The sequence below is a fragment of the Thiocapsa sp. genome (assembly GCF_018399035.1).
GTDB lineage: Bacteria > Pseudomonadota > Gammaproteobacteria > Chromatiales > Chromatiaceae > Thiocapsa.
In genome coordinates this window covers 3,556,664-3,582,651 of sequence record NZ_CP073760.1, presented here as the reverse complement: position 1 = coordinate 3,582,651, position 25,988 = coordinate 3,556,664, and the positions used below count along the sequence as shown (strand labels likewise).

The following is a 25,988-nucleotide window of genomic DNA, read 5'->3' as shown; positions in this document are numbered from 1 at the left end:
TACTCGTCATCACCAAGCCGCAGCAGATGATTCTTGTCGCCGCCCTTCTTCCGGAGTGCCTCGATAACGACCAAATCGCTCACCAGAACGAAAGCCATCCTTTCAGCCAGTCGACAACATCGTAGACCCGACCAAAGAAGACATCTTTTGGTCGATAGGCCTTCGCGGCCGATGGGCTCGTCGCTGCCTCGATGGCCTCGGTTAGCTGGGTGAGACGACGTCCGTGGATACCGGTACGCGCCTGCACGGGGTCGTGCAGAAAGCCCGAAAAAGCGGCGACGATCGCAATTGTGAACGTCACGGCGAGCAGGGTAACGACGACGACTGTCGGTGATGGATGAACCGGGAACATCGTGTAGAACAGGCGCCCGGCCACCTCGCCGAGAGCAAACTCGGATATTGCCTGTTCCCTGGCGACCGCCCGGGCGATCACTGCACCGGCGGAGATCGAGCCCGGCGTGAACTGACTAAAAGCGACAACCCCCACGATCGCCGCGAGCGTCCCGGCGGTAATGTCGGCAGCCACGTTGCGGGTCTGCACATAGATCGTAATCGGTTCCCTTGCCGCAGCGGCAACACGGCGGAGAAAGGGATCCGATACCTCCCCCGAGCGGATCGGCAGCGCCAGTAGGTCCTCCATGATCCTGCTTGTCAACGCCTCCTGAACCTTCGTCCGAAAACCGAGATGGCGCCGCAACAGCCAACGGGCGGCCCGGCGGGCGCGCATCAGTTCCAGCAGGAGTGCGAGCACACGCAGCAGAAAGTTCGGGAATCCCATCAGGAAATTGATCGGCGCGACCAGCACGTCGATGCCCCACGCGAGCCGGTTCAACGCGACAGCGCCTGGCCAGCCGTAGTTGGACTCCACGAACGCCGGGATCCTCTGCCGGCAGGCGGCAAAATAGCGGTCAGTTGGGAAATTCATGTCGGTTAGGCGTTCTGTCACTGCTTCGCTGATGGCTCGACAAATTTATTCTGCTGCTGCCGTGTCGGTCGGTAAGCGAACCACCTGCATGCCCGCGCATGCACCTCGCCCAGCCCCGAGAATGTCTACCCGGGCACCGTCCGCACGGAGTGAAAGTATCTGGCTGAGGAACGATGCTGATTACCTATTGCTATACTGGAACCTGAAGCCCGTTCTCTCACTCTTTCAGCTTCACGACGAGACTGCCATTCCGAAACGGAACATTGTCGATTCCCGCCGCAAGCTCCAGACCTGCGGCTGCTTTCAACGTCTTTCCACCCAGGAACGGAAAATCAGGGTCAATCGGATTCAATATCGAGTCCGAATTGCCTTAGTTTACTGCTCAATACGATTTCTTCTCTACTGTCGAGGTCAACAGGTTTGAGCTCTTTCGGAAACATGTAGGTGGTCAAAAGCCAGAGTGTTAAACCAATCGAAATCACAATGGTCAACAGTATCACGATCTCGACTTTCAAACTCATGGACGAGGCGCGGGAAGCGGGCGGCGTGTGGAACGACGAAGCGGTAGTGGTGCGCATGTGCCATTGGATGGAGCGCGACCAGAAGGTCACGCCGCTGAAGGCCCTGCAGGGGCTGATCTGGGAGGAGGGATACCGCAACGGCGAGCTGCCGACACCTCTTTACCCGGACGTGGCCCCGGCGCTGCGGACTTGGCACGCGCGGGGGTTACGGCTCTACATCTACTCATCGGGATCGGTCCACGCCCAGCGGGAAATCTACGGCCACACCGTCGCCGGCGACCTGACGCCGCTGATGTCCGGCTATTTCGACACCCGCACCGGACCCAAACGGGAGGTCGGCTCCTACCGGCATATCGCCGAGGCCATCGGCGTCCCTTCCCGGCGCATCCTGTTCCTGTCGGACGTGCGCGAAGAGCTCGATGCCGCCCGTGAGGCGGGGTGGCAGACGGTCTGGATGGTGCGCGAGGGACTCGCGGGGCCGGCCGCGGCCCACCGGCGGGCCACGCGCTTCGACCGGATTCCGCTTTGACGACTCAAGCCTCTGCTTGCTGAAGGACCGGCGTGCGCGTCGATGCGTGCGGACGCTGGTTCGTGTCCTTTATGGTCGAGGAGCACATTGAGCCGTTGCCTGCGAGCACGTCCGGCGTCGGCGTCGATCTCGGCGTCAACGACATCGTCGTGACCAGCGACGGGCGCAAATCCGGGAATCCGCGCCACCTGAAGCGCTATCGGCGTCGGCTGAAGCTCGCGCAACGGCGGCTGTCCCGCAAGCGCAAGGGCTCCAACCGCTGGCGTAAGCAAGTGAAGCGGGTTGCCCGCATTCATGCCCGTGTCGCCGACACTCGCTCGGACCATCAGCACAAACTGACGACCGGATTGATCCGCGAACATGGCGTGATCGCGCTCGAAGACCTGAATGTGCGCGGCATGACCGCAAGCGCAAAGGGAACCGCCGAGGCGCCCGGCAAGAAGGTCGCTCAGAAGGCCGGGCTGAACCGCTCGATCCTGGATGCGGGGTTCGGCGAGATCCGCCGACAACTCGAATACAAAGCTCAGTTTTACGGCAGGACCATCGTCCTCGCCGACCGATTCGCGCCGACGAGCAAGACGTGCTCGGAGTGCGGTGCGTATCAGGCCGACATGCCGCTCAAGGTCAGGGTATGGACATGCCCGGACTGCGGTGCGGTGAACGATCGAGATTCCAATGCCGCTCGAAATATCCTGGCAATGGCTGCGGGCGGTAGGCCCGTCGATGTGCATGGAGGGCGAAGAACTCCAAGCGCCACGACCAACAGTGGTTGTGGAATGCTGGCGCCCGTTGAGATGCGAACCAATCCGGAATGTGTCGGCGCGAGTCATGGACGATGAGCGACGACACATTAGGGGCGGACTCCAAGGCTTGAGGGGCGTTGAGCTTCGGGATATCCAGTCCGACTGTCCTGCGACCCGAGATGATGCCTCACACGCCGTCTCGGCGGGGTGTGGCTCAGTGTATCGCCTGCAATACGACGCAGGCAGCCGAGCCTGTGGTCGGAGTTACGAGCAAGGCCGCCTCGGGCTCTTTCAACCGCGACGGGTGCGCGACGGTCGGGGGCGAAAGTCGCGCAGTAAATCGGCGAGCGCGGTCAGGGTGTCATGCGGATCCCCAGGTCCGTAACGCGCAGGGATATAGAGATCCATGAAGCGCTCCACCGTCGGTGCGAGATCCGGGCGTTGCGCGACGACGCGTCCGGCGTAGTCCATCGGTCCTTCGTTGGGCAGACGATCGAGCCCGATCCCGGCGAGACGTCTGCAGAAGCGGGCGTATTCGGTTTGAAGCGGGTCGAGCGGTTTGCGTTCGCGGATCGAGGCGAGCACCAGGATCCCGAGTGTGATGCCGAGTGCGGCGAGCATCAGTGCGACCAGCCCGTACTCGCGCAGCTCGCCCAGCCGCAGCCGTTGCAGCAAGGCCAGTTGATCCTCGACCGAGAATCCCAGGACCCAATCCTGCCAGGCGGCATCCAGGCTGTCGGCGAAGAGACGCATGTCGCGCACGAAACGGGCGATGGCGTCGGCTTGCTCCAGGGTGAAGCGCACCGAAGGGCCCGCGCCGAGCATGCGCGAGGCACCGCTGTTGTCGACACGCGAGGGATCCACCGCGGCGGTGGGATCGACCCGCACCCACCCGCGCCCCTCGATCAGCACCTCCACCCAGGCATGGGCGTCGGACTGCCAGACCATGTGATAGCCGCCGACGCGGTTGAGCTCGCCCCCGAGATAGCCCAAGACAATGCGCGACGGAACGCCGGCCAGGCGCATCAAGACGGCAAAGCTACTGGCGTAGTGCTCGCAGAATCCACGTTGGGTCTCGAAGAGGAACTCATCGGTCGGGTTCGCACCGAGGCGCGGCGGCATCAGGGTGTAATGGAAGGACTCGCGGTTGAAGAACTGCAGTCCGGCTTGCACCAGCGCCAAATCGCTCTGCGACCGGCTCCGCCACTCCTCGACCAGCCGGCGCATCCGCGGCGTCACGTTGTCCGGGACCTGCAGTCCGGCGGCGAGGCGTGCCGGATTCGGCGCGGCGGTCCGATAGTCGAGCGCTGAGGTCACCTGGTAGCGCTTGACAGCGCTCACGACCTGGCGCGCGATCAATTGGTGATCCGGGCTCAAGTAGGCCCCGTCCGGGACGCTGTCCGGCAAGTCCAGCGCGAAAAGCCAGCGTTGATCGGTCGGCTCCAAGGTCACCTCGTAGTCGATCGGGCGAGCCGCTTCCACGAGCGCACCGGCCGGGTCCGTGCTCGCGATGTCCCTCCCGACCGACCAGCGGCGCCCGTCGGTCTCCCAGAGGACGGGGCCGCGCCAATAGAGCTGATCGGCAGCCGGCGGCGTGCCCTCGAAACGGGCGCGAAACGCCAACTCCCCGTTGAGCACCAGCTCGCTGATCGCCCCTGGTTCGAGGCTGTCCGAGATCCCGGTCGTGGCCTTGCTCGGGTCCAAGCCCAGACTCCACAGCGGGGCACTCAGACGCGGAAACAGCAGGAAGAGGATGAGTGTCAGCGGAAGGGCCTGGAGCGAGAGCCTCACGGCGACCGCCAAGGCTCCGCGCCGACGCGCCTCCCCGAGCCCGCCGTTCAGATCCACCAGCAGGGCGATTCCCCCCAGCACCACGGCACCCAGATAGAGCACCAACCAGGGCGATTGGTCGAACAGGAACTCGACGACCACCAGAAACCCGATCAGGGTCGCGACCAGCCGGATGTCCGACTTGCGCCGCAGCTCCATGAGCTTGAGTACCAGCATGGAGACGAAGAGCGCCGTTCCTGCGTTCTGCCCCGACCACCCCTGGTAGGTCACCGCCGCGTTGGCGACGCCGATCAGGGTCAAGGCCGCCAATGGCCAGGTGCCCGGCAGGACCGCGGGCCAGCGCAGCGAGGCAAGACGGATCGCGAAGAGCAGACCGACAAAGGCGCTGATCTGAAGCGCGAGATGGCCCGCGAGCGGGAGATAGGCCGCGATCAGGACCAGCGTGACCCAGAGGATCTGGGCCCGCTCAGGCCGCTCGTTGGAGGGGATCGTTCGCTTGGACATGATCGTATAGCGCCAGATGCGTCAGGCAGCGTTGGAGATGGCCTGCGCCTCGCCCCGGCGCCTCTTCGAGACCGGGCAGTCGCAGCCCGAACCGGACTTGGGCCTCGGCCGCGTCGAGGACCTGGCGCGTCAGCAGACTGATCCTGGTTTCCGGGTCCGCCGCAGTCAATCCGGCCCAATCGATCCAGATCTCTTGGCCTTGATCTCCTCCGAATTGCTTCACGACGAGCCCGCGCTCGCGCGCGTACGCCTTCCAGTCGATCTGCGCGGGTGAATCGCCGTCGCGATAGCCGCGCGGCCCCAGATAATCCTCCATCCCTTCCGGACCTTGCCGGCGGCGTGGCTCGGTGTCGCCCGCCGCGGATCCGGGCTCGGGCGCGACCTGTGCCGGCTTCGGATAGACCAAGGTCGTCGCATCGGTCCGTACGTAACACCAGGCGCGAAAGAGGTGCAGCGGGTAGCGCGTCTCGACCGTGACCTCGTCGAGCGCGGACAGACCGCGTCTCAGTGTCGGGCGAACGATGCGGAGCGTGCCGCAGTCCCCGCCCGGGATCGCGATCGACTGATGCCGCGTCTCGCCCGCCGGAATCCCGATGTCGTAGCGCGCCCGCTTCCCCTCGGTGCCGACGACGATCTCGAAGCTCGCATCGTCCCCGACGAAGACCGGCGGGCCGCCGCGGGCCTGAACCGAAAGCCCGAGCAGATTGAACCAGGTGTGATGCATGGCCACGAGCGCGACGGAGGCGAGAAAAAAGGTAAAGAGCAGACCCAGGTTGTTCTGATAATTGAGCGAGCCGAGCAGCATGACGAAGAGCACCGCAGCGAAACGCAGCCCGTTCCCCGTCGGCAGGATATAGATCTGACGACTCCCGACCCGCGCAACCCCGTCACCCCCACGCGCCACCCGGCGAAACAAACTACTGAACCGTCTAGCCCTAAAGCGCGTCCAGTCGAACATGCTTCCCCCTCACCCAAAGAATCCTCGCTTAAGCGGCGTCAACGCCAACCGTGCCGGGTGGCTCCGGCGTTCGCTTGCCCTTATGCGATCGTCGAAGCCGCCGGACGCCGCTTAAGCGAGCGCGACACGATCCAGGATCGCACTCACCACCGCCTCCTCGTCGAGCCGTCCCCCGTACTCGGACGCGGCCAGGCGATGCACGACGCAGGAGGGCAGGACGGCCTGAATGTCCTCCGGGATCACGTAGTCACGGTCGGCCAGGAGCGCCCAGGCCTTCGCCGCGCGCAGCAACCCGAGCCCCGCGCGCGGCGAGAGCCCGTGCAGGAACCGCTCGCTGCTGCGCGTGAGCGCAAGGATGGCATGGACATACTCGATGATGGCGGGCGCGGCGTGGACCGCGACGACCTGCTGCTGCAACGCCATCAACTGCCCGCCGGTCAGGGCCGGCTGTTGACGCGCCACCATGGTGCGCCGATCCTCGCCCGCCAAGAGGGCCTTTTCCTGTTCGGCTGCGGGATAGCCGAGCCGGATCCGCATCAGGAACCGGTCCAACTGGGACTCGGGCAGCGGAAAGGTGCCGACCTGAAACAGCGGGTTCTGGGTCGCGATCACGAAGAAGGGCTCGGGCAAGGGTCGGGTCTCGCCCTCGACCGTGACCTGGCGCTCCTCCATCGCCTCCAAGAGCGCGCTCTGTGCCTTGGGCGTGGCGCGGTTGATCTCGTCGGCGAGCACCAACTGGGAGAAGACGGGTCCGGGATGAAAGCGAAAGGACTCGGCGACCCGGTCATAGACCGACACCCCGATCACGTCCGCGGGCAGCAGATCGCTGGTGAACTGGATGCGGGCGTACTCTAGCCCGAGCAGGCGTGCGAGCAGGTGCGCGAGGGTGGTCTTGCCAACTCCCGGCACATCCTCGATCAGGAGATGACCGCGCGCCATCAGACAGGCCAAGGCGAGCCGAAGCTCGTGGTCCTTGCCGAGAATCACGGCCCGCGCGGCCTCGAGCACGCGCTCCCCGAGACGGGCCGAGTCGCTCGGGACGTGCCGGGTCAGATGCATCGCCATAGGGGTATCCGTGTGGGCATCTGGGTTAAACTGCCTGGTCTCATAGACTTGGGTTTCCCTTCATGATGGTCGGCGATCCTTACGACGTGGTGGTGGTGGGCGGTGGTCACGCGGGCACCGAAGCGGCGCTTGCGGCGGCCCGCTGCGGCCTGCGCACACTCCTTCTCACCCAGAATATCGAAACGGTCGGCCAGATGAGCTGTAATCCGGCCATCGGGGGCATCGGCAAGGGCCACCTGGTCAAGGAGATCGATGCGCTCGGCGGTCTCATGGCTCGTGCGGCGGATCGCGGCGGTATCCAGTTTCGCATCCTCAACGCCAGCAAGGGACCGGCGGTGCGGGCGACGCGCGCGCAGGCCGATCGCATCCTCTACAAGGCCGCGGTGCGCTCGGCGCTCGAGAACCAGCCCGGACTGACCCTCTTCCAACAGTCGGTCGAAGACCTTCTGATCGAGCAGGACCGGGTGGTCGGCGTCGAGACTCAGATGGGGTTGCGCTTTCGGGCACATGCGGTCGTGCTCACGGTCGGGACCTTCCTGGGCGGTCGCATCCATATCGGAATGTCCAACTATGAGGGCGGACGGGCCGGCGATCCACCGTCGAATGCACTCTCGCGGCGCCTGCGCGAGCTGCCGTTTCGCGTCGAGCGGCTCAAGACGGGCACGCCGCCGCGCATCGACGGGCGCAGCATCGATTTCGCACGCCTGGCCGAGCAGCCGGGCGACGCGCCCGTGCCGGTCTTCTCCTACATGGGCAGCGCCGGCGACCATCCGCGCCAAGTGAGCTGTTACATCACCCACACCAACGCCCGGACCCACGAGATCATCCATTCGGGCCTCTCGCGCTCGCCGCTCTATACGGGCGTCATCGCCGGCGTGGGACCACGCTATTGTCCCTCGATCGAGGACAAGGTGGTGCGCTTCGCCGAGAAGGCGTCGCATCAGATCTTCGTCGAGCCGGAGGGGCTCGAGACCTATGAGGTCTATCCGAACGGCATCTCGACCAGCCTGCCTTTCGACATCCAACAGGCCTTGGTGCGCTCGATCGTCGGGTTCGAGCAGGCCCACATCACCCGTCCGGGCTATGCGATCGAGTATGACTTCTTCGATCCGCGCGATCTGAAGCCCTCCTTGGAGACCCGTCATCTCCGGGGGCTCTACTTCGCCGGTCAGATCAACGGGACGACCGGCTACGAGGAGGCCGCTGCACAGGGCCTGCTCGCCGGCGTCAACGCGGCACTCCAAGTGCAGGGTCGCGACCCCTGGCTGCCGCGTCGCGACGAGGCCTATCTCGGCGTCATGGTCGACGATCTCATCACGCGCGGGACGGCGGAGCCCTACCGGATGTTCACCAGTCGTGCCGAGTACCGTCTGATGCTCCGCGAGGACAATGCGGACCTGCGCCTGACCGAGTCGGGGCGACGGCTCGGTCTGGTCGGCGATGCGCAATGGCGTCGTTTCGAGGACAAGCGCGAGGCGATCGAGCGCGAGCGCCAGCGCTTGCGCGAGACCTTCGTGCGTCCCGAGCGGGTCGATCAGGTACTCGCCGAGCGCATCCTCGGCGAGCCGTTGCGGCGCGAGGTGCGCGCCTCCGAGCTGCTCGCCCGCCCGAACGTCGGCTATGCCGGGGTCGCGGCCCTCGCCGGCGATCCGCCCGAGCCTCTGCCCGCCGAGGTCACCGAGCAGCTCGAGATTCAGGCACGGTATCAGGGTTACATCGAGCGCCAACGTGACGAGATCGACCGTCATCGTGATCAGGACGCCCGAGCGCTGCCCGAGGATTTCGACTTCGACAACGTGCGCGGTCTGTCGACCGAGGTCCGCGAGAAGCTCAATCGGGTGCGGCCCGTCACCCTGGGTCAGGCCGCGCGCATCCCCGGCGTGACCCCGGCGGCCGTGTCGCTGCTGCTGATCCATCTGAAGCGGCGCTGCGCCTGATGACGACTGAACCTCTTGCCGCCGTCGAAGGCGCATCGCCCTCGGACCTGTCCGACCGGCTGTCCCGAGGTGCAACCCAGCTGGGTCTTGCTTTGGACGGCACGGCGCATGAGCGCCTGCTGCATCTCATCGCCCTCTTGGCGCGCTGGAACCGGGCCTACAACCTGACCGCGGTGCGCGATCCGCTGGAGATGGTCTCCAGGCATCTGCTCGACAGCCTCGCGGTTGCGCCGTTTCTGTTCGGCGAGAGCGTCCTGGACCTCGGCACGGGCGCCGGGATGCCCGGGCTGCCGCTGGCGATCGTCGAGCCGCAGCGGCGCTTTTGGCTGCTCGACAGCAATCGGAAGAAGCTGCGATTCGTCCGCCAGGCGGCCCTCGAGCTGCGGCTCGGCAACGTCGAGACGGTCCATGCTCGGATGGAGACATACCGGCCGGGGCGAAACTTCAGTACCATAGTGAGCCGTGCCGTCGCGGCCGCCGATCTGCTCGGTGCCGCTCACCGGGATCTGCTGGCGCGTCCGGGCCGATTGCTTCTCATGAAGGGGCGCGACCTCGACGAGGTCACGCGCATGCAAGACCGGTGGGACGGGTCAGTGCACGTCCACCCGCTGCATATCCCCTTCCTCGACGTCGAGCGCCACCTGATCGAGCTTCGGAGTGACTGAGTCCCCTATGGTCAACATCATCGCCATTGCCAACCAGAAGGGCGGCGTCGGCAAGACCACGACCGCGGTCAATCTGGCGGCCTCGCTGGCCTCGCTCAAGCGGCGCGTCCTGCTGGTCGACCTCGACCCGCAAGGCAACGCCACCATGGGCTGTGGGGTCGACAAGCACAACCTCGCCAACTCGACCTGCGATCTGCTGCTCGGCGACGTGAGGTTGGCAGACTGTCTGTGTCGTGTGGAGGACCCCGCGCCGGGCTTCGATCTACTGCCGGCCAACGGCGATCTGACCGCGGCCGAGATCGGGCTGCTCGACTCGCCGGACCGCGAGCGTCGTTTCGCGCGGGTGCTGGCCGATGCGCTCCAAGACTACGAGCTGGTCATCGTCGATTGTCCGCCGTCGCTCAACATGCTCACGGTGAATGCCTTGGTTGCGGCCGGGGGCGTCCTGATTCCGATCCAGTGCGAGTATTACGCACTGGAAGGTCTGTCGGCACTCATGGACACCATCGAGCAGATTCGCGCCAACCGTAATCCGGAGCTGCGCGTCGAGGGGATCCTGCGCACCATGCACGACCCGCGCAACAACCTCGCCAATCAGGTCTCGACCCAGCTCGTCACCCACTTCAAGGATCAGGTCTATCGCACCATCATCCCGCGCAACGTGCGTCTGGCCGAGGCACCGAGTCACGGTCTGCCTGCCCTGCTCTACGACCCCGCGTCCAAGGGCGCGGTCGCCTATCTTGCGCTGGCCAGCGAGCTGCTGCGTCGTCGCGAGACGCGCAAGTCCGCGGCCTGAGGCGGGTGACCATGGATAGCGAGCAAAAGTCACCGCCGAAGAAAAAGGGGCTGGGCCGCGGGCTCGATGCCCTGCTCGGCGCCGCCCGCGCGCCGATGGTCGCGGTGTCGAGCCCGGCGGAGGAGTCGTCTGCCCCCGGCGTCGGCGCGCACGGGTACGAGCGCATTACCCGCCTGCCCGTGGAGTGCATCCGGCCCGGACGCTACCAGCCCCGTCACGACTTCGACCCGGATGCCTTGCGCGAGCTTTCCGATTCGATCCTCGCGCAAGGCGTCATCCAGCCGATCGTGGTTCGCCCGCTGGCCGGGGAGAGCTACGAGATCATCGCCGGCGAGCGGCGCTGGCGGGCCTGCCAGCAGGCCGGTCTCGCCGAGATCCCGGTCGTGGTGCGGGAGGTCGACGAGCAGTCCGCGCTGGCGATCGGGCTCATCGAGAACATCCAGCGCGCCGATCTCAATCCCCTGGAAGAGGCCGGGGCGCTCGAGCGCCTGCTCAAAGAGTTCAACCTGACCCACCAGCAGATCGCCGATGCCCTGGGCAAGTCGCGCTCGATGGTGACCAACCTGCTGCGTCTGCTGGATCTCAACCCGGACGTCCGCGATTTTTTGGAAAAGGGTTTGCTGGAGATGGGACATGCCCGCGCCCTGCTTGGTCTGCGGGGTCATGATCAGAGCACGACCGCCGTTGCGGTGGTGCGGGGTGGACTCTCGGTGCGCGAGACCGAGCGCTTGGTGCGCCGGATTCAGCAATCCGGGGAGGCCCTCGGGGGCGCGGAGCACAAGCCCGATCTCGATCCCAACATCCGAAGGCTTCAGACCGACCTGACCGACAAGCTCGGCGCGCGGGTGCAGATTCAGCAGGGCAACCGCGGTGCCGGCAAGCTGGTGATCGCCTACAACAGCCTCGACGAGCTCGACGGTATCCTGGCCCACATCAAGTGATTCGTGCCTCGAGGTTCATGCAGACCCGAGTCGGTCGTCGAGTCTATTGCCTCTCCCAATCATAAGGATCGTTTCCGGCCGTTGCCGGAAACGCCGACATTGCGTTGACCCTATATGCGCGACCCCTTATACTGCGCGCCGGTGAGCGGTGTGCTCAACCAAACCATGACGATCTGATGCATCAGCCCGACACCCTCCAGGCCAAAAGAGTCCTGAAACTCCAGAGTCTCCTTGGCTTGGCCTCGGTGGTATTCGCCCTCCCGTTCGGCATCTCGGTTGCCGTCTCGGTCCTTGTCGGGGCCGGCTCTTGCCTGGTGGCCAATGCCTTGTTCGCGGCCCTGGTCTTTCGCGGTTATCGCGCCCCGGAGCCCGCGCGCTTGGTCATGCGCATTTACGGTGCCGAGATCCTGAAGATCGTATTGATTCTAGGCTTGTTCACGATCGCCTTCGTGACCCTGGACGACCTTAACCTCCCGGTGTTGCTAGGCGCCTATCTCGCTGTCCAGGTCATCCCGACCCTGATTGCGGCTCAAACGCCCGACCGAACCACGAAGTGAGAGACGATCGATGGCTGCTTCCGAAACGCTCACCTCCCAGGCTTATATCCAGCACCACCTGACCAACCTGACCCTCGGCGTTCATCCCGAGCAGGGTTTCGGCTTCGCGCGTTCCAGTGCCGAGGCTGCCGAGATGGGATTCTGGGCGATCAACGTCGACACCATGTTCTTCTCGATCCTGCTCGGATACCTCTTTATTTGGTTCTTCCGGCGCGTGGCCGAGAAGATGACCGTCGGGGTGCCGAGCGGGGCGCAGAATTTTGTCGAGTGGATCGTCGACTTCGTCGAAGAGAACGTCCGCGGCTCCTTCACCGCGAAGAACCCGCTGGTCGGGCCTCTGGCCCTGACGATCTTCGCCTGGGTCTTTCTGATGAATCTGATGGACCTGATACCGGTCGATCTGATCCCGCATCTCTTCGGGCAGCTCATGTCGCTGTTCGGCGCCGATCCGCATTACGTCTTCCTGCGCGTCGTGCCGACCACCGATCCGAACACGACCTTCGGCATGGCGCTCGTGGTCTTCGGTCTCGTGCTCTATTACAGCGTCAAGATGAAGGGCGTCGGCGGCTTCGCCGCCGAATTGACGATGCAGCCGTTCGGCAAGTGGGGTATGCCTGCCAACCTCCTGCTCGAAGGCATCAGCCTCCTCTCGAAACCGCTTTCGCTGGCGCTGCGCCTTTTCGGCAACATGTATGCGGGCGAGATGATCTTCATCCTGATCGCGCTGCTCTACGGCAGCAGTATGGTGATGAACATCACCGGCGGAATGTTGCAGTTCGTCTGGGCCGTGTTCCATATCCTCATCATCACGCTGCAGGCATTCATCTTCATGGTGCTGACCATCGTCTATCTCGACATGGCTCACCAGGAGCATCACTAACCCGTTTCTTCTGCTCTAACACCGTCAATTACTGGAGAGAATCATGGAACTCGAAGTCGCTAACCTGTTCGCCGACGTCATCAAGTTCATCGGTGCAGGCTTGATGCTGGGTCTCGGCGCGGTCGGCGCCGGCATCGGTATCGGTATCTTGGGTGGGCGCTTTCTCGAAGGTGCAGCCCGTCAGCCCGAGCTGATCCCGATGCTCCGCACCCAGTTCTTCATCGTCATGGGTCTGGTCGACGCGCTGCCCGTCATCGCGATCGCCATGGGTCTGTTCGTGATGTTCGCTGCCTGACACCCATCCCACTTCCGCCGGGGTCGCGGCTCCTGGCCCTGTTCCCGGACGCGGTATGAGGCATAGGCACGAGGCAACGCTATGAATATCAATCTGACCCTGTTCGCCCAGATGATCGCCTTCGCGGTGTTCGTCGGGTTCTGTATGAAGTTTATCTGGCCGCCGATCGTCACGGCGTTGGCCGAGCGCAAGGCGAAGATCGCCGAGGGCCTCGCCGCGGCCGAGCGCGGTCATCAAGAGAAGGCGCTCGGGGAGCAGCGCGCCATCGTCCTCATCAAGGACGCCAAGGCCGCCGCCGCCGATATCGTGGCGCAGGCTCAGAAGCGGGCAACCGAGATCGTCGAGGAGGCCAAGGTCGACGCGCGCAGCGAAAGCGGCCGTGTAGTCGCCGCCGCTCAAGCCGAGATCGATCGGGAAACCAACCGGGCCCGCGAAGAGCTTCGCGAGCGGGTCGCCACGCTTGCCGTCGCCGCCGCCGAGAAGATTCTCCAGAAGGAGATCGACATCAAGGCGCACAAGGGCCTCGTCGAATCGTTCGCCAAGCAGCTTTAGGGAACACCCATGGCCGGAGACATCACCACCATCGCGCGGCCTTACGCAGAGGCCGTGTTCGAGCGCGCGAAAGAGGTCGGTCAGTTGGACGCTTGGTCGCAAGCTCTCGAGATGCTCTCGGCCGTCGTGGGCGATCCCCAGATGGCCGAGCAGATCGCCAACCCGAACGTGCCCCGCGAGCGCATCCGCGACATCATCCTCGAGGTCTGCGGTGATGATCTACTGCCCGAGGCATCCAATCTCCTGGGGTTGCTGACCGAGAACGCCAGGCTTGCGGCATTGCCCGAGATCACACGACTCTTCGAGGCGAGCCGCACCGCCGACCAAGGCGTGCGCCACGTGCTGATTCGCAGCGCCTTCGACGTGAGCGAGTCCGAGCAGGCGGCGGTTTCCGCCGCACTCGCGAAGCGCTTCGGCGGGCAGGTCGAGGTCACCGTCGAGACCGACAGCGCACTGATCGGCGGGATCGAGATTCGCGCCGGGGACCTCGTCATCGACGACTCGGTCCGCGGCAAGCTCAAGCAACTGGCTCACGCATTGCAATTCTGAACGGGACACCGCCATGCAACTGAATCCTTCCGAGATCAGCGATCTCATCAAACAAAAGATCGAGAAGCTCGATCTTAAGACCGAGGCGCGGACCGAAGGCACCATCGTCAGCTTGACCGACGGTATCGTGCGCGTGCACGGTCTCTCGGACGCCAAGTATTACGAGATGCTGGAGTTCCCCCCGGACAGTTCCGGTCAGGCCGCCTTCGGGCTTGCGTTGAACCTCGAGCGCGACTCGGTCGGCGCGGTGGTCTTGGGTGAGTACACCCATTTGTCCGAAGGCGATTGGGTGCGCTGCACCGGACGCGTCCTCGAGGTGCCGGTCGGCGAGGGGCTGCTCGGACGCGTCGTGGATGCGCTGGGCAATCCGATCGACGGCAAGGGTCCGATTCAGGCATCGGGCACCTCCCCGATCGAAAAGGTCGCTCCCGGCGTTATCGCCCGTCAGTCGGTCGACGAGCCCGTTCAGACCGGCCTGAAGGCCATCGACGCGATGGTTCCGGTGGGCCGCGGCCAGCGCGAGCTGATCATCGGCGACCGCCAGACCGGTAAGACCGCGGTTGCCGTGGATGCCATCATCAACCAGAAAGGCACCGGCGTTAAGTGTATCTACGTCGCCATCGGGCAGAAGAACTCCTCGATTGCCTCGCTGGTGCGCAAGCTCGAAGAGCACGGCGCGATGGACCATACCATCATCGTTGCCGCCGCCGCCGCCGAGTCGGCCGCCATGCAGTTCATCGCGCCCTATGCGGGCTGCACCATGGGCGAGTACTTCCGCGACAAGGGCGAAGACGCCCTGATCGTCTACGATGACTTGACCAAGCAGGCGTGGGCCTATCGCCAAGTCTCGCTGTTGCTGCGTCGTCCCCCGGGTCGCGAAGCCTATCCCGGCGACGTCTTCTATCTCCACTCCCGTTTGCTCGAACGCGCCGCACGCGTCAACGCACACTACGTGGAGCAGGCCACCGGCGGCGCCGTAAAAGGCAAAACCGGGTCCCTGACGGCGCTGCCGATCATCGAGACCCAGGCCGGCGACGTCTCGGCCTTCGTTCCGACCAACGTCATCTCGATCACGGACGGTCAGATCTTCCTCGAGACCGACCTCTTCAACGCCGGTATCCGCCCCGCCATCAATGCCGGTCTGTCGGTGTCGCGTGTCGGCGGTGCCGCCCAGACGAAGATCATCAAAAAGCTCGGCGGCGGTATCCGTCTCGCGCTCGCCCAGTATCGCGAGCTCGCGGCCTTCTCGCAGTTCGCGTCCGACCTCGACGAGGCCACCCGCAAGCAATTGCAGCGTGGCGAGCGCGTCACCGAGCTGATGAAGCAGTTCCAGTACTCGCCCATGAGTGTCGGTCAGATGGCGGTGTCGCTCTTCGCGGCCAACGAAGGCTATCTCGACGACGTCGATGTGAAGAAGATCGTCGACTTCGAGCAGGCGATGCAGAGCTACATGAAGTCCGCTCAGGCGGCCTTGATCGAGCAGATCGATACGACCGGCGACTACACCGCGGAGATCCAGACCGCGATGCACGAGGCCATCAAGGCATTCAAGGCCAACAACACCTGGTAGGACAGCCGCCAGCCACCAGCGGCCGGCCTCCTCCGGTGGACATCCTCCGGGGAGCCGGTACAGCTGGCGTTGTGCGTTTTGACACGTATCGAACCTTCACCACCCCGGCGCACGCGCCGGAGGCTGGCCGCTGAAGGCCGGGAGCTAACATATGGCAGGCGCCAAAGAAATCCGCACGAAGATTGCGAGCATCAAGAGCACGCAAAAGATCACAGGCGCCATGCAGATGGTGGCGGCCTCCAAGATGCGCAAGGCGCAGGACCGGATGGCGGCGTCGAAGCCCTATTCGGAGAAGATGCTCCAAGTCATCAGCCATTTGGCGCGGGCGACGCCCGAGTACCGCCATTCGTTTATGGCGCTGGAGCGCCCGCACAAGCGCGTCGGCTATATCGTTGTCTCGTCCGACCGCGGTCTTTGCGGTGGATTGAACAGCAATCTTTTTCGTCGCCTCGTCATCGACATCAAAGAGAAGCGCGCGGCCGGAACCGAGCCCTCATTCTGCACCATCGGATCCAAGGCGCTGGGCTTCTTCAAGCGCTTCGGCGGGGACGTCAAGGCACAGGTCGCGAATCTCGGCGACAAGCCGCACATCGAGGACCTGATCGGACCCGTCAAGGTCATGTTGGATGCCTTCGAGGCCAAGGAGCTCGACGCCATCTATGTCGCGAGCAACGAATTCGTCAACACCATGACCCAGCGGCCCATGATTCGGCAATTGGTGCCGATCATCGGTGAAGAGCAGTCCGCGATGCCCTATCACTGGGATTACATCTACGAGCCCGATGCGCACACGGTGCTCGATGCCCTGTTGACCCGTTATATCGAGTCGCTCGTCTACCAAGCGGTGGTCGAGAACGGCGCCTGCGAGCAGGCCTCGCGCATGGTCGCGATGAAGTCCGCCTCGGACAATGCCGGCGACCTGATCGGCGAGCTTCAGCTCATTTACAACAAGGCCCGACAGGCCGCGATCACCCAAGAGATCTCCGAGATCGTGAGCGGTGCCGCCGCCGTGTGATCGCCCGATCCGTCGCAGTCGCTCGCGCCCAACGCTCGGACAAAGAGCGCTCGGACACACACAGAATCGCTATTGGCCGGAAGGCATAAGAGGAAAAGACTATGAGCTCTGGTAACGTGGTGGAGATCATCGGCGCCGTCGTGGACGTTCAGTTCCCGCGCGGCGAGATACCCAAGGTCTATGAGGCGCTCAAGATCGAGTCGACGGGCCTGACCCTCGAGGTTCAGCAGCAGCTCGGCGACGGGGTCGTGCGCGCGATCGCCATGGGATCCACCGATGGCCTGCAGCGCGGCGTCCCCGCACGTGCCACCGGTGCACCGATCCAGGTGCCGGTCGGGCAGAAGACGCTCGGGCGCATCATGGACGTCCTGGGTAACCCCATCGACGAGCTGGGCGATGTCGACTCCGAGGAGCGCTGGTCGATCCATCGTTCCGCGCCGCCTTTCGAAGACCAAGCGACCTCCACCGAGATCCTGGAGACCGGCATCAAGGTCATCGACCTCATCATGCCCATCCCCAAGGGCGGCAAGGTCGGCCTCTTCGGCGGCGCCGGTGTCGGCAAGACCGTGACCCTGATGGAGCTCATCCGCAACATCGCGGCCGAGCATTCCGGCTTCTCGGTGTTTGCCGGCGTCGGCGAGCGGACCCGCGAGGGCAACGACTTCTATCACGAGATGAAGGAGTCGAACGTTCTCGACAAGGTGGCCCTGGTCTACGGTCAGATGAACGAGCCGCCCGGCAACCGTCTTCGCGTCGCGCTGACCGGCCTGACCATGGCCGAGTACTTCCGCGAAGAGGGCCGCGACGTCCTGCTCTTCGTCGACAACATCTACCGCTACACCTTGGCAGGAACCGAGGTCTCCGCGCTCTTGGGCCGCATGCCCTCCGCCGTGGGTTATCAGCCGACGCTGGCCTCCGAGATGGGCGCGCTGCAGGAGCGCATCACCTCCACGCGCACCGGTTCCATCACCTCCTTCCAGGCGGTGTACGTCCCCGCGGACGACTTGACCGACCCCTCGCCCGCGACCACCTTTGCGCATTTGGACGCGACCCTCGTGTTGTCGCGTCAGATCGCCGAGCTGGGCATCTACCCGGCCGTGGATCCACTGGACTCCACCAGCCGAATCCTCGACCCGAACGTGGTCGGTCAGGAGCACTATCAAACCGCGCGTGCGGTTCAGGGGACCTTGCAGCGCTACAAGGAGCTCAAGGACATCATCGCCATCCTCGGCATGGACGAGCTCTCCGACGACGACAAGCTCGCCGTGTCGCGTGCACGCAAGATCCAACGCTTCCTCTCGCAGCCCTTCTTCGTGGCCGAGGTCTTCACCGGCTCGCCGGGCAAGTTCGTGACCGTGAAGGACACCATCAAGGACTTCAAGGCCATCGTGAACGGCGACTACGATCACCTGCCCGAGCAGGCCTTCTACATGGTCGGCGGCATCGAAGAAGCGGTGGCCAAGGCCGAGAAGATGGGTAGCTAAAACGCGGCCTGTGTGACGTGCGCTGTGCGTGACCTTGGTCCGGCGGCGCAGTTCTCCAAAGATGTCGGAGCTGCCGCGTTTTAGGAGTTTATTTTTTTATTCTTGAACCGCGTCGGCACAACGCGATTGAAGTCCGCTGCGGGCGGATTCCGCGAGAACGTCTTGTTTGACAACAGGACGCGGTTTAATAGGGGTGCACTATGGCGATGACAATTCACGTCGATATCGTAAGCGCCGAAGGGGCGATTCACTCGGGTAAGGCGGCCATGGTGTACGCAACCGCCGAGCTGGGCGAGGTCGGTATCGCGCCGCGGCATACCGCCTTCATCAGCCGTCTGAAGCCGGGTGACGTGCGGGTCGAGGACGAGCATGGCGAGCAGGAGCATTTCTATGTCTCCGGCGGCATGCTCGAGGTCCAGCCGCATGTCGTGACCGTCTTGGCCGATACCGCGATCCGTGCGCGTGACCTCGACGAGGCCGCGGCACTCGACGCCAAGCGCCGTGCCGAGGAGGCATTGGCCGGTCAAACCGCTCAGTTCGAGTACGCCAAGGCGCAAGCCGAGCTGGCCGAGGCGATCGCACAGTTGCGCGCAATCGAGAAGCTTCGCAAGATGAAGGGGTAATCCCTTCGGATTGTTCCTTGAATGCCCGAATCAAGAGGCCCGCTCCGACATGAGCGGGCTGTTCATTTTACGAGGCCACCCCTCGATCTCTTCCTGCTCCCCTTGTTCGCCATGCCGCACCGGCGACCCGCAAGGGGACCCCGCCGGCCCATCCTGACCCGGAGGCGAACCCCATCATGACCGAACAGCTCATCAGTGCCGGCAAGCTTGTCGCACTGACCTACCGAATCGAAGACGGGCAGGGCAACATCCTGGAGCAGACCGACATCCCGGTCAGCTATATTCACGGCGGTCAGACCGAGCTGATCGGCGGCATGGGTGCGGCCGTCGACGGGCGCTGTGCCGGCGACGCGGTCGAGCTGGTCCTGGGGCCGGATCAAGGCTTCGGCGCGCATGATCCCGACCTGATCTTTACCGACGCCTCGGAGAACGTGCCGCCCGAATTCAGATTCGTCGGTGCCGAGGTGCAGATGGAGAACGAGGCCGGGGAAACGCGCCAGTTCCACGTCACCCGGATCGAGGACGGCAAGCTCACCCTCGACGGTAACCATCCGCTCGCCGGCAAGACCCTGCGCGTGCATGTCCGGATCGAGGAGGTGCGCGAACCGACACATGCGGAGTTGACGGCGGACCTTGGCGAGGGTGGTATGCTTCCCGGCGGCGGTTTGCACTGACCCGGCGTTCGAAGAGGGCGAAGCGATGAGGCTTGGAGTCGTGATCTTGGCGGCGGGGCTCGGCAAGCGGATGCGCTCCGCCCTGCCGAAGGTCCTTCATCCCTTGGCCGGGAAGCCATTGCTTGCCCATGTCCTGGACACCGCTGCGGCGATCGGCGCCGAACGCATCGTCACCGTCTACGGTCACGGCGGCGATCAGGTTCGCACCGCGCTGGCCGATACCGGATGCCTCTGGGTCGAGCAGGCCGAGCAATTGGGCACCGGACACGCCGTCATCCAGGCCATGCCCCAGGTCGCGGACATGGATCGTGTCTTGATCCTTTACGGCGACGTGCCGCTCATCTCGGCCGAGACCTTGAATCGTCTGCGCCACGTTGCGGCGGATACCGAGCTCGGGATCCTGACTGCCGATGTCCCGGATCCCGCCGGTTACGGACGGATCCTGCGCGACAGCCGCGGCAGGGTCGTCGGGATCGTCGAGGAAAAGGACGCGACACCCGAACAGCGCGCGGTCACCGAGATCAACACAGGCATTCTGGTCGCGGACCGATCGAGGCTCGACGGCTGGCTCGCCCGCATCGGCAACGACAACGTCCAGGGCGAATACTATCTCACCGACGTGACCGCGCTGGCCGCGGCCGAGGGCGTGGCGGTTGCATCGACCCGGCCCGGACGGCTCGCGGAGGTCGCCGGGGTCAACGACCGGGTTCAACTCGCGGCCCTCGAGCGCGACTATCAGCGCCATGCCGCGGAAGACCTCATGCGCTCGGGCGTGACCTTGGCGGATCCGTCGCGGTTCGATCTGCGCGGCGTCCTTCAAGCCGAGCCGGATGTCGTGATCGACATCAACTGCGTGTTCGAGGGCCTGGTCCGGCTCTCGAGCGGCACGCGTATCGGCCCCAACTGTCTCCTCAAGGACTGCAGCATCGGCCCCGACACCCACGTCCTGGCCAACTCGGTGATCGAGGGTGCCTCCGTCGGGGCCCACGCGCGGATCGGTCCGTTCGCGCGACTGCGTCCCGACACCCGACTTGCCGACCACACCCATGTCGGCAATTTCGTGGAGATCAAAAAGACCAGCCTCGGCACCGGGAGCAAGGCCAACCATCTGGCCTATCTGGGCGACGCCGAGATCGGCGCCGGCGTGAATGTCGGCGCGGGAACCATCACCTGCAACTACGACGGCGCCAACAAGTCGGTCACCCGGATCGAAGACGGGGCCTTTATCGGATCCAATACCGCTCTGGTCGCGCCCGTGCGGGTCGGCGCCGGCGCGACCATCGGCGCCGGTTCCGTGATTGCGCGCGACACCCCGGCGGACCAACTCACGCTGACGCGCGCCCCGCAAAGGTCGATTCCGGGATGGGCGCGGCCTCGGAAGCGGCCCGCCCCCTGATCGGGTCGGATCGGTCTAAACCGCGTCCAGAGCGTTAAACCGCGCCGACTCCAACGGTCATCAAATCTGCCGGGGCCGACCCCTTCCCAAAACATCGCATACCGCGCTGTGCGCGGTTTAAGACACACGAGGGATTAAGTCATGTGCGGTATCGTCGGTGCGATCGCCCAACGTCCGGTCTCGGCCATCCTGCTGGAAGGCCTGCGGCGGCTTGAGTATCGGGGCTACGACTCCGCGGGCATTGCGGTGCTCGAGGCACCCTGCCGTCTCAACCGCGCCCGCACCCTCGGGAAGGTCGCGCGTCTGGCCGAGGCGGTCGCCGAGCGGTCGTTGCCCGGCACGCTGGGCATCGCGCATACGCGCTGGGCGACCCATGGCGAGCCGGCCACCCGCAACGCCCATCCCCACGTCTGTCGCGACCGCTGCCTGGTCGTGCACAACGGGATCATCGAAAATCACGAAGAGCTGCGTCGCGAGCAAACCGCCGCGGGCCACCGCTTCACCTCGGAGACCGACACGGAGGTCGTCGTCCACGCCGTTTTCGACCAGCTCGAGGCCGGCCATGCCCTGCTCGATGCCGTGCGTCTGGCGACGACACGCCTGCGCGGCGCCTATGCCCTCGGCGTCATCGATGCGCAGGATGGCGAACATCTCGTCGCGGCACGCCAAGGGAGCCCTCTGGTCATCGGGGTCGGATTCGGCGAGCATTTCATTGCCTCCGATGTCTTCGCCCTGCTGCCCGTGACCAATCGCTTCATCTTCCTCGAAGAGGGCGATATCGCCGAGCTGACCCGCGAATCGGTCCGCATCTGGGACCGCGACGGCAACCTCGTCGTGCGGCCGGTGAAGACCTCCGCCGTCTCGGCCGATGCCGCCGAGCGTGGCGAGTACCGCCACTTCATGCTCAAGGAGATCTTCGAGCAGCCGCGTGCGATCGCCGACACGCTCGAAGGTCGCTTGGTCGGTACCCGCGTCCTGCCGGAGAGCTTCGGCAATCTGGCCCCGGAGATTTTCGCTCGAGTCAAGGCGGTGACCCTGGTCGCCTGCGGCACCAGCTACCATGCCGCCTTGGTCGCGCGCTATTGGATCGAGGCCCTCGCCGGCCTGCCCTGCACCGTCGAGGTCGCGAGCGAGTACCGCTATCGCAAACAGGTGGTGCCGCCCGACGCACTCTTCGTGACACTCTCCCAATCGGGCGAGACGGCCGATACGCTCGCGGCGCTGCGTCTGGCGAAGTCCTCGGGCTATGCGGCGACGCTGGCCATCTGCAATGTCCCCGAAAGCTCCCTGGTCCGCGAGTCCGACCTGGTGCTGCTCACCCATGCCGGCCCCGAGATCGGCGTCGCCTCCACCAAGGCGTTTACCACCCAACTGGTGTCCTTGTTGCTGATGACCGTGGCGCTCGGCCACGAAAACGCGCTGAGCGATACCGACGAGGCCCATGTGGTCGCGCTGTTGCGAGCGCTCCCAGGCAAGGTCGATGCCGTGCTGGAGCTCGACGAGCGGATCGCCGCCCTTGCCGAGGTCTTCGTCGACAAGCAGCACACGCTCTTCCTCGGACGCGGCGAGCAATACCCGATCGCCATGGAAGGCGCGCTCAAGCTCAAAGAGATCTCCTACATCCATGCCGAGGCATACCCGGCGGGCGAGCTCAAGCATGGCCCCCTTGCCTTGATCGACGAGCAAATGCCCGTGGTCGCCGTCGCACCCAACAATGCCCTGCTCGAAAAGCTCAAATCCAATCTCGAAGAGGTCCGCGCACGCGGCGGCCAACTCTATGTCTTCGCCGACCTGCAAGTCCCCATGGTCGAAGAGGAAGGTGTCACCGTCATCCGTCTCCCCGAGACCGACGATCTGATCGACCCCATCATCTTCACGATTCCGCTGCAGCTCCTTGCCTATCACGTTGCCGTCCTCAAGGGGACCGATGTGGATCAGCCGCGCAATCTGGCGAAATCCGTAACAGTCGAATAGGTTGGTGCGGCACAGGGGGAATGTATGAGTACCTCGTGCAAAGAGTTTTTCTTTGGGGTTTTGACGTCGCGCTCCATGTGGACGGCTACAGCGACGTAGGATCAGAGGAATCGGCCGGATGGAAGCAGCAGTGAACCAGGACGCATCCAAAAGAGACCCCCGCGTCGATCTGGAGCGGCTCCTCAAGCTCCGACTGATCGTCGCCCGTCACGGGGAGATGGACAGGGCAGGCTGGTGGAACACCAACGGAATCCTCGGCCGACATGGCGCGCTGGCGCTGCAGCGCGGCTTCCCCTCGACCCATCATTTCGCCCAGGCTCGGATCGCCTTTGCGGTCGCGCGCAGCCGTTGCCATGCGCTTTTCGACCCGCCGGGTTGCATGACGCTCTGGAGCCTCCCCGCCCGGATCGAGGATCAATTCGAGGAGCACTGGCAGGACTGGTTGGACCAGGGCGAACGCTGGTCCCCTTTCTTTGCTCAGTTGGCATCCACGGACCACAAGGATCTGCTCGTGACGCTCGCCGAGGCTGGACTCGTCGACCAACGTCACCTGGATGCGGTCGGCCAGTTGCGCCGCTCGGCCGAGGGGCGATCGGTCCCCTTGCCCGGTACCCACCAACCCAACGACGAGACGATCACCCTTCTGGCGGCTGGTTTCGCCAAGGGCGAACGGGGTCATCCGGCCATTGCGTACGCGCGGCTCGAGGAGTGACATGGAGGCCCGATCCAACGTCGTCTCCTCCTTCACTATCGTCAAAGGCGCTCTCATCCCCCAGACCTATGCGGTTTTTCGTGGATGGGACGACACGCTTTCCAAGGCCGAGAATCTCAAGCGTGCGCGCCTTGAAAACACGATGGGTGCCACGAGTGCGAATTGGGCGCTGAATGTCGGCAAAGTCCTCAACCGTCGCTTCGACCCCGCAGGACGCGACCGCGCGCTGGTCGCTCTGGCCAAGGCCGGCTGTGACCCGGAGATCTGGAAACCGCTGCTGCTCTTCCACATGACCCGCGACGAGTTCCTGGTCCGTGATTTCCTCGTCAACTGGCTCTACCCACAGTTCACTGCCGGCGCTTACCGCCTGCGCGCAGCAGATGTGATGCCTTACCTTCAGGGACTGAGCAAGAAAAAGGGCATCGCCTGGTCCGGGCACTGGAGCGAAAGCACGTCCAAACGTGTGGCCTCGGGATTGCTGCGCATCGCGGCCGACTTCGGGCTTTTGCAGGGCCTGCAGGCGCGCGAATTTGCCTCCTATCATCTGCCCGAGCAGAGTTTCCTCTATCTGCTGCATGCCATGATGGAGCGTGAGGCCAACGCACGACGGGTCATCGATGCCGAGGATTGGCGGATGTATTTGATGGAGGCCGCCGACGTCGAGCGCGAGCTGCTGCGTCTGCACCAGTTTCGCAAGCTGCATTACGAGGTTGCCGGGAGTCTCGCCCAAATCAAGCTGCCGGCGGCATCCGCGGCCGACTACGCGAAGGAGCTCTGCTGATGCCCGATTGGAAAGAGCGTCTGACCCGGCAGCTTGAACCTGTGCTGATGCAACCGGACCCCCGGCAGCAGCTCAGCGCATACCACGACATGCCCTACGCCATCTTCCGCTATCCGCCGGAGGAGGAGTTCGGGGTACGTCGGCAGGTCTCGCTGCTGCGCACGCGGCTGGAGCAGTCCGGTAAACGGGTGACGATCATCTCGCTCGCCGAGTGTCTCGCCACAGCGCTGGAAGCGGAAGACATGGGTCCCGACGCGCTCGTCGACGCGGAGAAATCGGTCGGTCTCGAGGCAACGGTCGACACCATCTTCCAGATCCTGAGTGAGTACCAACCGCTCGATGAGTTGGTCGCTCGACGCATCCCCGACGCCGCCGATCCGCTGCGCGACCTGGTCTTCATCGTCCGTGCAGGTGCCCTCTTCCCCGTCTACCGCACATCCGCGCTGCTGGAGCAGATCAAGGGCAAGGTCCAGGTGCCCGCTGTCCTGTTCTACCCCGGCGAACTGGACGGCGCCGCGGGTCTGCGGTTCATGGGCGTGCTGGATGCCGAGCACAATTATCGGCCGAAGATTTTTTGAGGGGGAGGGGTTCGGGGTTCGGGGTGCGGGGTTCGGGGTGCGGGGTTCAGGGTTCAGGGTTCAGGGTTCAGGGTTCGGGGTGCGGGGTTCGGGGTGCGGGGTTCGGAGGTCAGGGTTCAGGGTTCAGGGTTCAGGGTTCAGGGTTCAGGGTTCAGGGTTCAGGGTTCAGGGTTCAGGGTTCAGGGTTCAGGGTTCAGGGTTCAGGGTTCAGGGTTCAGGGTTCAGGGTTCAGGGTTCAGGGTTCAGGGTTCGGGTTCAGGGTTCGGGTGCAGGGTTCGGGTGCAGGGTTCGGGTGCAGGGTTCGGGGTTCAGGGTTCAGGGTTCAGGGTTGGCCTCGCTCGTAAGGCCGGCCACCCAAAACATCAGTCGCTCGTGACACCCGCTCTGCGGTGTCACGCATGCCCCGTAGCGCTCTGCGCCACGTGCCACGATGGCCGGAGTGACGCGCAAGGCAATCAGGGTTCAGCGGCTGCAGATGAGTGGTTAGGGAGCGGGTGAGTCGGGCGGATCGATGGTAAGCTTTTGGTGTACTGAGATCTCAGGGAGTCGTTGACTTGGCTGATCGTGGTCATCGGAGTCTGCGTGTTTGGCATCTGGCGATGGATCTGGCGGGCACCGTTTATCAGGCGACGTCTTCGTTTCCGCGCGACGAGTTATACGGGCTCGTTTCACAGATGCGGCGCTCGGCAGTGTCGATTCCTTCGAACATCGCCGAGGGCTATGGGCGCGGCGGTAAGGACTATGCACGATTCGTCACGATCGCCTACGGTTCTCTCCTGGAGCTGGAGACCCAAACCGAGCTTTCCCGTCGCCTCGGTTTTTTGAGTCCCGATCAAGAACCCAAACTCCTGAACGCCACAGCAGAAATCGGCCGCATGCTCAACGCCCTCCGCGCATCGCTCCTGAACCCCGCACCCCGAACCCCGAACCCCGAACCCCGAACCCCGAACCCCAATCCCTGAACCCCAATCCC

27 protein-coding genes are annotated in these 25,988 nt (G+C 64.4%); 22 read left to right on the top strand and 5 right to left on the bottom strand.

What is annotated here, in order from left to right:
- Window positions 1–79: 79 nt before the first annotated feature.
- A complete protein-coding gene (locus KFB96_RS16275; protein WP_213457404.1) occupies window positions 80–925 on the bottom strand; it encodes a DUF6635 family protein in 846 nt (281 codons plus the stop codon).
- Between the two features lie 217 nt (window positions 926–1,142).
- Window positions 1,143–1,277, bottom strand: coding sequence for a hypothetical protein (locus tag KFB96_RS26895; protein WP_300970406.1), 135 nt, complete (start codon window positions 1,275–1,277; stop codon window positions 1,143–1,145).
- Between the two features lie 131 nt (window positions 1,278–1,408).
- Between KFB96_RS26895 and mtnC the strand changes: the two genes are divergently transcribed.
- Both mtnC and KFB96_RS16265 read left to right on the top strand, forming a co-directional pair.
- A complete protein-coding gene (gene mtnC / locus KFB96_RS16270) occupies window positions 1,409–1,975 on the top strand; it encodes an acireductone synthase (protein ID WP_300970405.1) in 567 nt (188 codons plus the stop codon).
- A 32-nt stretch (window positions 1,976–2,007) separates the two neighbouring features.
- Window positions 2,008–2,814 carry an RNA-guided endonuclease TnpB family protein gene (locus tag KFB96_RS16265; RefSeq protein WP_213465760.1) on the top strand — a complete coding sequence of 269 codons (807 nt, stop codon included), beginning with the start codon at window positions 2,008–2,010 and terminating at the stop codon, window positions 2,812–2,814.
- 195 nt (window positions 2,815–3,009) lie between these two features.
- On the opposite strand, the gene KFB96_RS16260 is transcribed toward KFB96_RS16265, so the two are convergent.
- The 3 genes from KFB96_RS16260 to KFB96_RS16250 all read right to left on the bottom strand — a co-directional run bounded on the left by KFB96_RS16260 (window position 3,010) and on the right by KFB96_RS16250 (window position 7,036).
- Window positions 3,010–5,013 (bottom strand): DUF3488 and transglutaminase-like domain-containing protein, encoded by a 2,004-nt coding sequence (locus KFB96_RS16260; RefSeq protein ID WP_213457408.1) that lies wholly within the window; start codon window positions 5,011–5,013, stop codon window positions 3,010–3,012.
- Window positions 4,976–5,929, bottom strand: coding sequence for a DUF58 domain-containing protein (locus tag KFB96_RS16255; RefSeq protein ID WP_366931472.1), 954 nt, complete (start codon window positions 5,927–5,929; stop codon window positions 4,976–4,978). Before KFB96_RS16255 ends, KFB96_RS16260 begins: the two co-directional genes overlap by 38 nt.
- Window positions 5,930–6,082: 153 nt before the next feature.
- Window positions 6,083–7,036 carry an AAA family ATPase gene (locus KFB96_RS16250; RefSeq protein ID WP_213457412.1) on the bottom strand — a complete coding sequence of 318 codons (954 nt, stop codon included), beginning with the start codon at window positions 7,034–7,036 and terminating at the stop codon, window positions 6,083–6,085.
- A gap of 62 nt (window positions 7,037–7,098) precedes the next feature.
- Here KFB96_RS16250 and mnmG point away from each other — a divergent pair, with 62 nt between their 5' ends.
- The 20 genes from mnmG (at window position 7,099) to KFB96_RS16150 (ending at window position 25,977) form a co-directional block, all read left to right on the top strand.
- Complete coding sequence (gene mnmG, locus KFB96_RS16245; RefSeq protein ID WP_213457414.1) at window positions 7,099–8,973, top strand: tRNA uridine-5-carboxymethylaminomethyl(34) synthesis enzyme MnmG; 1,875 nt, start codon at window positions 7,099–7,101, stop codon at window positions 8,971–8,973.
- Window positions 8,973–9,638 carry a 16S rRNA (guanine(527)-N(7))-methyltransferase RsmG gene (rsmG, locus tag KFB96_RS16240; protein ID WP_213457417.1) on the top strand — a complete coding sequence of 222 codons (666 nt, stop codon included), beginning with the start codon at window positions 8,973–8,975 and terminating at the stop codon, window positions 9,636–9,638. Before mnmG ends, rsmG begins: the two co-directional genes overlap by 1 nt.
- 7 nt (window positions 9,639–9,645) lie before the next feature.
- Window positions 9,646–10,434, top strand: a complete 789-nt coding sequence (locus KFB96_RS16235; RefSeq protein WP_213458207.1) for a ParA family protein — start codon at window positions 9,646–9,648, stop codon at window positions 10,432–10,434.
- Window positions 10,435–10,445: 11 nt separating this feature from the next.
- Window positions 10,446–11,375, top strand: a complete 930-nt coding sequence (locus KFB96_RS16230; RefSeq protein WP_213457419.1) for a ParB/RepB/Spo0J family partition protein — start codon at window positions 10,446–10,448, stop codon at window positions 11,373–11,375.
- Between the two features lie 176 nt (window positions 11,376–11,551).
- Window positions 11,552–11,932, top strand: a complete 381-nt coding sequence (locus KFB96_RS16225) for an ATP synthase subunit I (protein ID WP_213457421.1) — start codon at window positions 11,552–11,554, stop codon at window positions 11,930–11,932.
- A gap of 10 nt (window positions 11,933–11,942) precedes the next feature.
- Window positions 11,943–12,812, top strand: coding sequence for a F0F1 ATP synthase subunit A (atpB, locus tag KFB96_RS16220; RefSeq protein WP_213457423.1), 870 nt, complete (start codon window positions 11,943–11,945; stop codon window positions 12,810–12,812).
- 43 nt (window positions 12,813–12,855) lie between these two features.
- Window positions 12,856–13,107, top strand: a complete 252-nt coding sequence (gene atpE, locus KFB96_RS16215; protein WP_213457425.1) for a F0F1 ATP synthase subunit C — start codon at window positions 12,856–12,858, stop codon at window positions 13,105–13,107.
- A gap of 81 nt (window positions 13,108–13,188) precedes the next feature.
- Window positions 13,189–13,659, top strand: a complete 471-nt coding sequence (locus KFB96_RS16210) for a F0F1 ATP synthase subunit B (protein WP_213457427.1) — start codon at window positions 13,189–13,191, stop codon at window positions 13,657–13,659.
- Window positions 13,660–13,668: 9 nt separating this feature from the next.
- Window positions 13,669–14,208 carry a F0F1 ATP synthase subunit delta gene (locus KFB96_RS16205; RefSeq protein WP_213457429.1) on the top strand — a complete coding sequence of 180 codons (540 nt, stop codon included), beginning with the start codon at window positions 13,669–13,671 and terminating at the stop codon, window positions 14,206–14,208.
- A gap of 13 nt (window positions 14,209–14,221) precedes the next feature.
- The gene (atpA, locus tag KFB96_RS16200; RefSeq protein WP_213457431.1) at window positions 14,222–15,778 is read left to right on the top strand and encodes a F0F1 ATP synthase subunit alpha; all 1,557 of its coding nucleotides are present in this window, start codon (window positions 14,222–14,224) and stop codon (window positions 15,776–15,778) included.
- 151 nt (window positions 15,779–15,929) lie between these two features.
- Complete coding sequence (atpG, locus tag KFB96_RS16195; protein WP_213457433.1) at window positions 15,930–16,793, top strand: F0F1 ATP synthase subunit gamma; 864 nt, start codon at window positions 15,930–15,932, stop codon at window positions 16,791–16,793.
- 101 nt (window positions 16,794–16,894) lie between these two features.
- The gene (gene atpD / locus KFB96_RS16190) at window positions 16,895–18,277 is read left to right on the top strand and encodes a F0F1 ATP synthase subunit beta (protein ID WP_213457435.1); all 1,383 of its coding nucleotides are present in this window, start codon (window positions 16,895–16,897) and stop codon (window positions 18,275–18,277) included.
- Between the two features lie 200 nt (window positions 18,278–18,477).
- Window positions 18,478–18,900 carry a F0F1 ATP synthase subunit epsilon gene (locus KFB96_RS16185; protein WP_213457437.1) on the top strand — a complete coding sequence of 141 codons (423 nt, stop codon included), beginning with the start codon at window positions 18,478–18,480 and terminating at the stop codon, window positions 18,898–18,900.
- A 176-nt stretch (window positions 18,901–19,076) separates the two neighbouring features.
- Window positions 19,077–19,574 (top strand): peptidylprolyl isomerase, encoded by a 498-nt coding sequence (locus KFB96_RS16180; protein ID WP_213457439.1) that lies wholly within the window; start codon window positions 19,077–19,079, stop codon window positions 19,572–19,574.
- Between the two features lie 25 nt (window positions 19,575–19,599).
- Window positions 19,600–20,970, top strand: a complete 1,371-nt coding sequence (glmU, locus tag KFB96_RS16175) for a bifunctional UDP-N-acetylglucosamine diphosphorylase/glucosamine-1-phosphate N-acetyltransferase GlmU (protein ID WP_213457441.1) — start codon at window positions 19,600–19,602, stop codon at window positions 20,968–20,970.
- A gap of 141 nt (window positions 20,971–21,111) precedes the next feature.
- Window positions 21,112–22,944 carry a glutamine--fructose-6-phosphate transaminase (isomerizing) gene (gene glmS, locus KFB96_RS16170; RefSeq protein WP_213457443.1) on the top strand — a complete coding sequence of 611 codons (1,833 nt, stop codon included), beginning with the start codon at window positions 21,112–21,114 and terminating at the stop codon, window positions 22,942–22,944.
- 118 nt (window positions 22,945–23,062) lie between these two features.
- A complete protein-coding gene (locus KFB96_RS16165) occupies window positions 23,063–23,656 on the top strand; it encodes a BrxE family protein (RefSeq protein ID WP_213457445.1) in 594 nt (197 codons plus the stop codon).
- A gap of 1 nt (window position 23,657) precedes the next feature.
- Window positions 23,658–24,437 carry a BrxA family protein gene (locus KFB96_RS16160; protein ID WP_213457447.1) on the top strand — a complete coding sequence of 260 codons (780 nt, stop codon included), beginning with the start codon at window positions 23,658–23,660 and terminating at the stop codon, window positions 24,435–24,437.
- Window positions 24,437–25,015: a BREX protein BrxB domain-containing protein gene (locus KFB96_RS16155; protein WP_213457449.1), complete on the top strand. Its 579-nt coding sequence runs from the start codon at window positions 24,437–24,439 to the stop codon at window positions 25,013–25,015. The genes KFB96_RS16160 and KFB96_RS16155 overlap by 1 nt, the downstream gene beginning before the upstream one ends.
- Before the next feature lie 554 nt (window positions 25,016–25,569).
- The gene (locus KFB96_RS16150) at window positions 25,570–25,977 is read left to right on the top strand and encodes a four helix bundle protein (protein WP_300970404.1); all 408 of its coding nucleotides are present in this window, start codon (window positions 25,570–25,572) and stop codon (window positions 25,975–25,977) included.
- The last annotated feature ends 11 nt before the right edge of the window (window positions 25,978–25,988 follow it).

Excerpts from the sequence above, each read along its gene's own strand:
- atpD (WP_213457435.1), top strand. The coding sequence starts at position 16,895 with ATGAGCTCTGGTAACGTGGTGGAGATCATCGGCGCCGTCGTGGACGTT.
- KFB96_RS16205 (WP_213457429.1), top strand. The coding sequence starts at position 13,669 with ATGGCCGGAGACATCACCACCATCGCGCGGCCTTACGCAGAGGCCGTG.
- mnmG (WP_213457414.1), top strand. The coding sequence starts at position 7,099 with ATGATGGTCGGCGATCCTTACGACGTGGTGGTGGTGGGCGGTGGTCAC.
- atpA (WP_213457431.1), top strand. The coding sequence starts at position 14,222 with ATGCAACTGAATCCTTCCGAGATCAGCGATCTCATCAAACAAAAGATC.
- KFB96_RS16235 (WP_213458207.1), top strand. The coding sequence starts at position 9,646 with ATGGTCAACATCATCGCCATTGCCAACCAGAAGGGCGGCGTCGGCAAG.
- KFB96_RS16225 (WP_213457421.1), top strand. The coding sequence starts at position 11,552 with ATGCATCAGCCCGACACCCTCCAGGCCAAAAGAGTCCTGAAACTCCAG.
- KFB96_RS16230 (WP_213457419.1), top strand. The coding sequence starts at position 10,446 with ATGGATAGCGAGCAAAAGTCACCGCCGAAGAAAAAGGGGCTGGGCCGC.
- KFB96_RS16210 (WP_213457427.1), top strand. The coding sequence starts at position 13,189 with ATGAATATCAATCTGACCCTGTTCGCCCAGATGATCGCCTTCGCGGTG.
- KFB96_RS16155 (WP_213457449.1), top strand. The coding sequence starts at position 24,437 with ATGCCCGATTGGAAAGAGCGTCTGACCCGGCAGCTTGAACCTGTGCTG.
- glmS (WP_213457443.1), top strand. The coding sequence starts at position 21,112 with ATGTGCGGTATCGTCGGTGCGATCGCCCAACGTCCGGTCTCGGCCATC.
- rsmG (WP_213457417.1), top strand. The coding sequence starts at position 8,973 with ATGACGACTGAACCTCTTGCCGCCGTCGAAGGCGCATCGCCCTCGGAC.
- atpG (WP_213457433.1), top strand. The coding sequence starts at position 15,930 with ATGGCAGGCGCCAAAGAAATCCGCACGAAGATTGCGAGCATCAAGAGC.
- KFB96_RS16160 (WP_213457447.1), top strand. The coding sequence starts at position 23,658 with ATGGAGGCCCGATCCAACGTCGTCTCCTCCTTCACTATCGTCAAAGGC.
- KFB96_RS16250 (WP_213457412.1), bottom strand. The coding sequence starts at position 7,036 with ATGGCGATGCATCTGACCCGGCACGTCCCGAGCGACTCGGCCCGTCTC.
- mtnC (WP_300970405.1), top strand. The coding sequence starts at position 1,409 with ATGGTCAACAGTATCACGATCTCGACTTTCAAACTCATGGACGAGGCG.
- KFB96_RS16180 (WP_213457439.1), top strand. The coding sequence starts at position 19,077 with ATGACCGAACAGCTCATCAGTGCCGGCAAGCTTGTCGCACTGACCTAC.
- KFB96_RS16275 (WP_213457404.1), bottom strand. The coding sequence starts at position 925 with ATGAATTTCCCAACTGACCGCTATTTTGCCGCCTGCCGGCAGAGGATC.
- glmU (WP_213457441.1), top strand. The coding sequence starts at position 19,600 with ATGAGGCTTGGAGTCGTGATCTTGGCGGCGGGGCTCGGCAAGCGGATG.
- atpB (WP_213457423.1), top strand. The coding sequence starts at position 11,943 with ATGGCTGCTTCCGAAACGCTCACCTCCCAGGCTTATATCCAGCACCAC.
- atpE (WP_213457425.1), top strand. The coding sequence starts at position 12,856 with ATGGAACTCGAAGTCGCTAACCTGTTCGCCGACGTCATCAAGTTCATC.
- KFB96_RS16260 (WP_213457408.1), bottom strand. The coding sequence starts at position 5,013 with ATGTCCAAGCGAACGATCCCCTCCAACGAGCGGCCTGAGCGGGCCCAG.
- KFB96_RS16185 (WP_213457437.1), top strand. The coding sequence starts at position 18,478 with ATGGCGATGACAATTCACGTCGATATCGTAAGCGCCGAAGGGGCGATT.
- KFB96_RS16165 (WP_213457445.1), top strand. The coding sequence starts at position 23,063 with ATGGAAGCAGCAGTGAACCAGGACGCATCCAAAAGAGACCCCCGCGTC.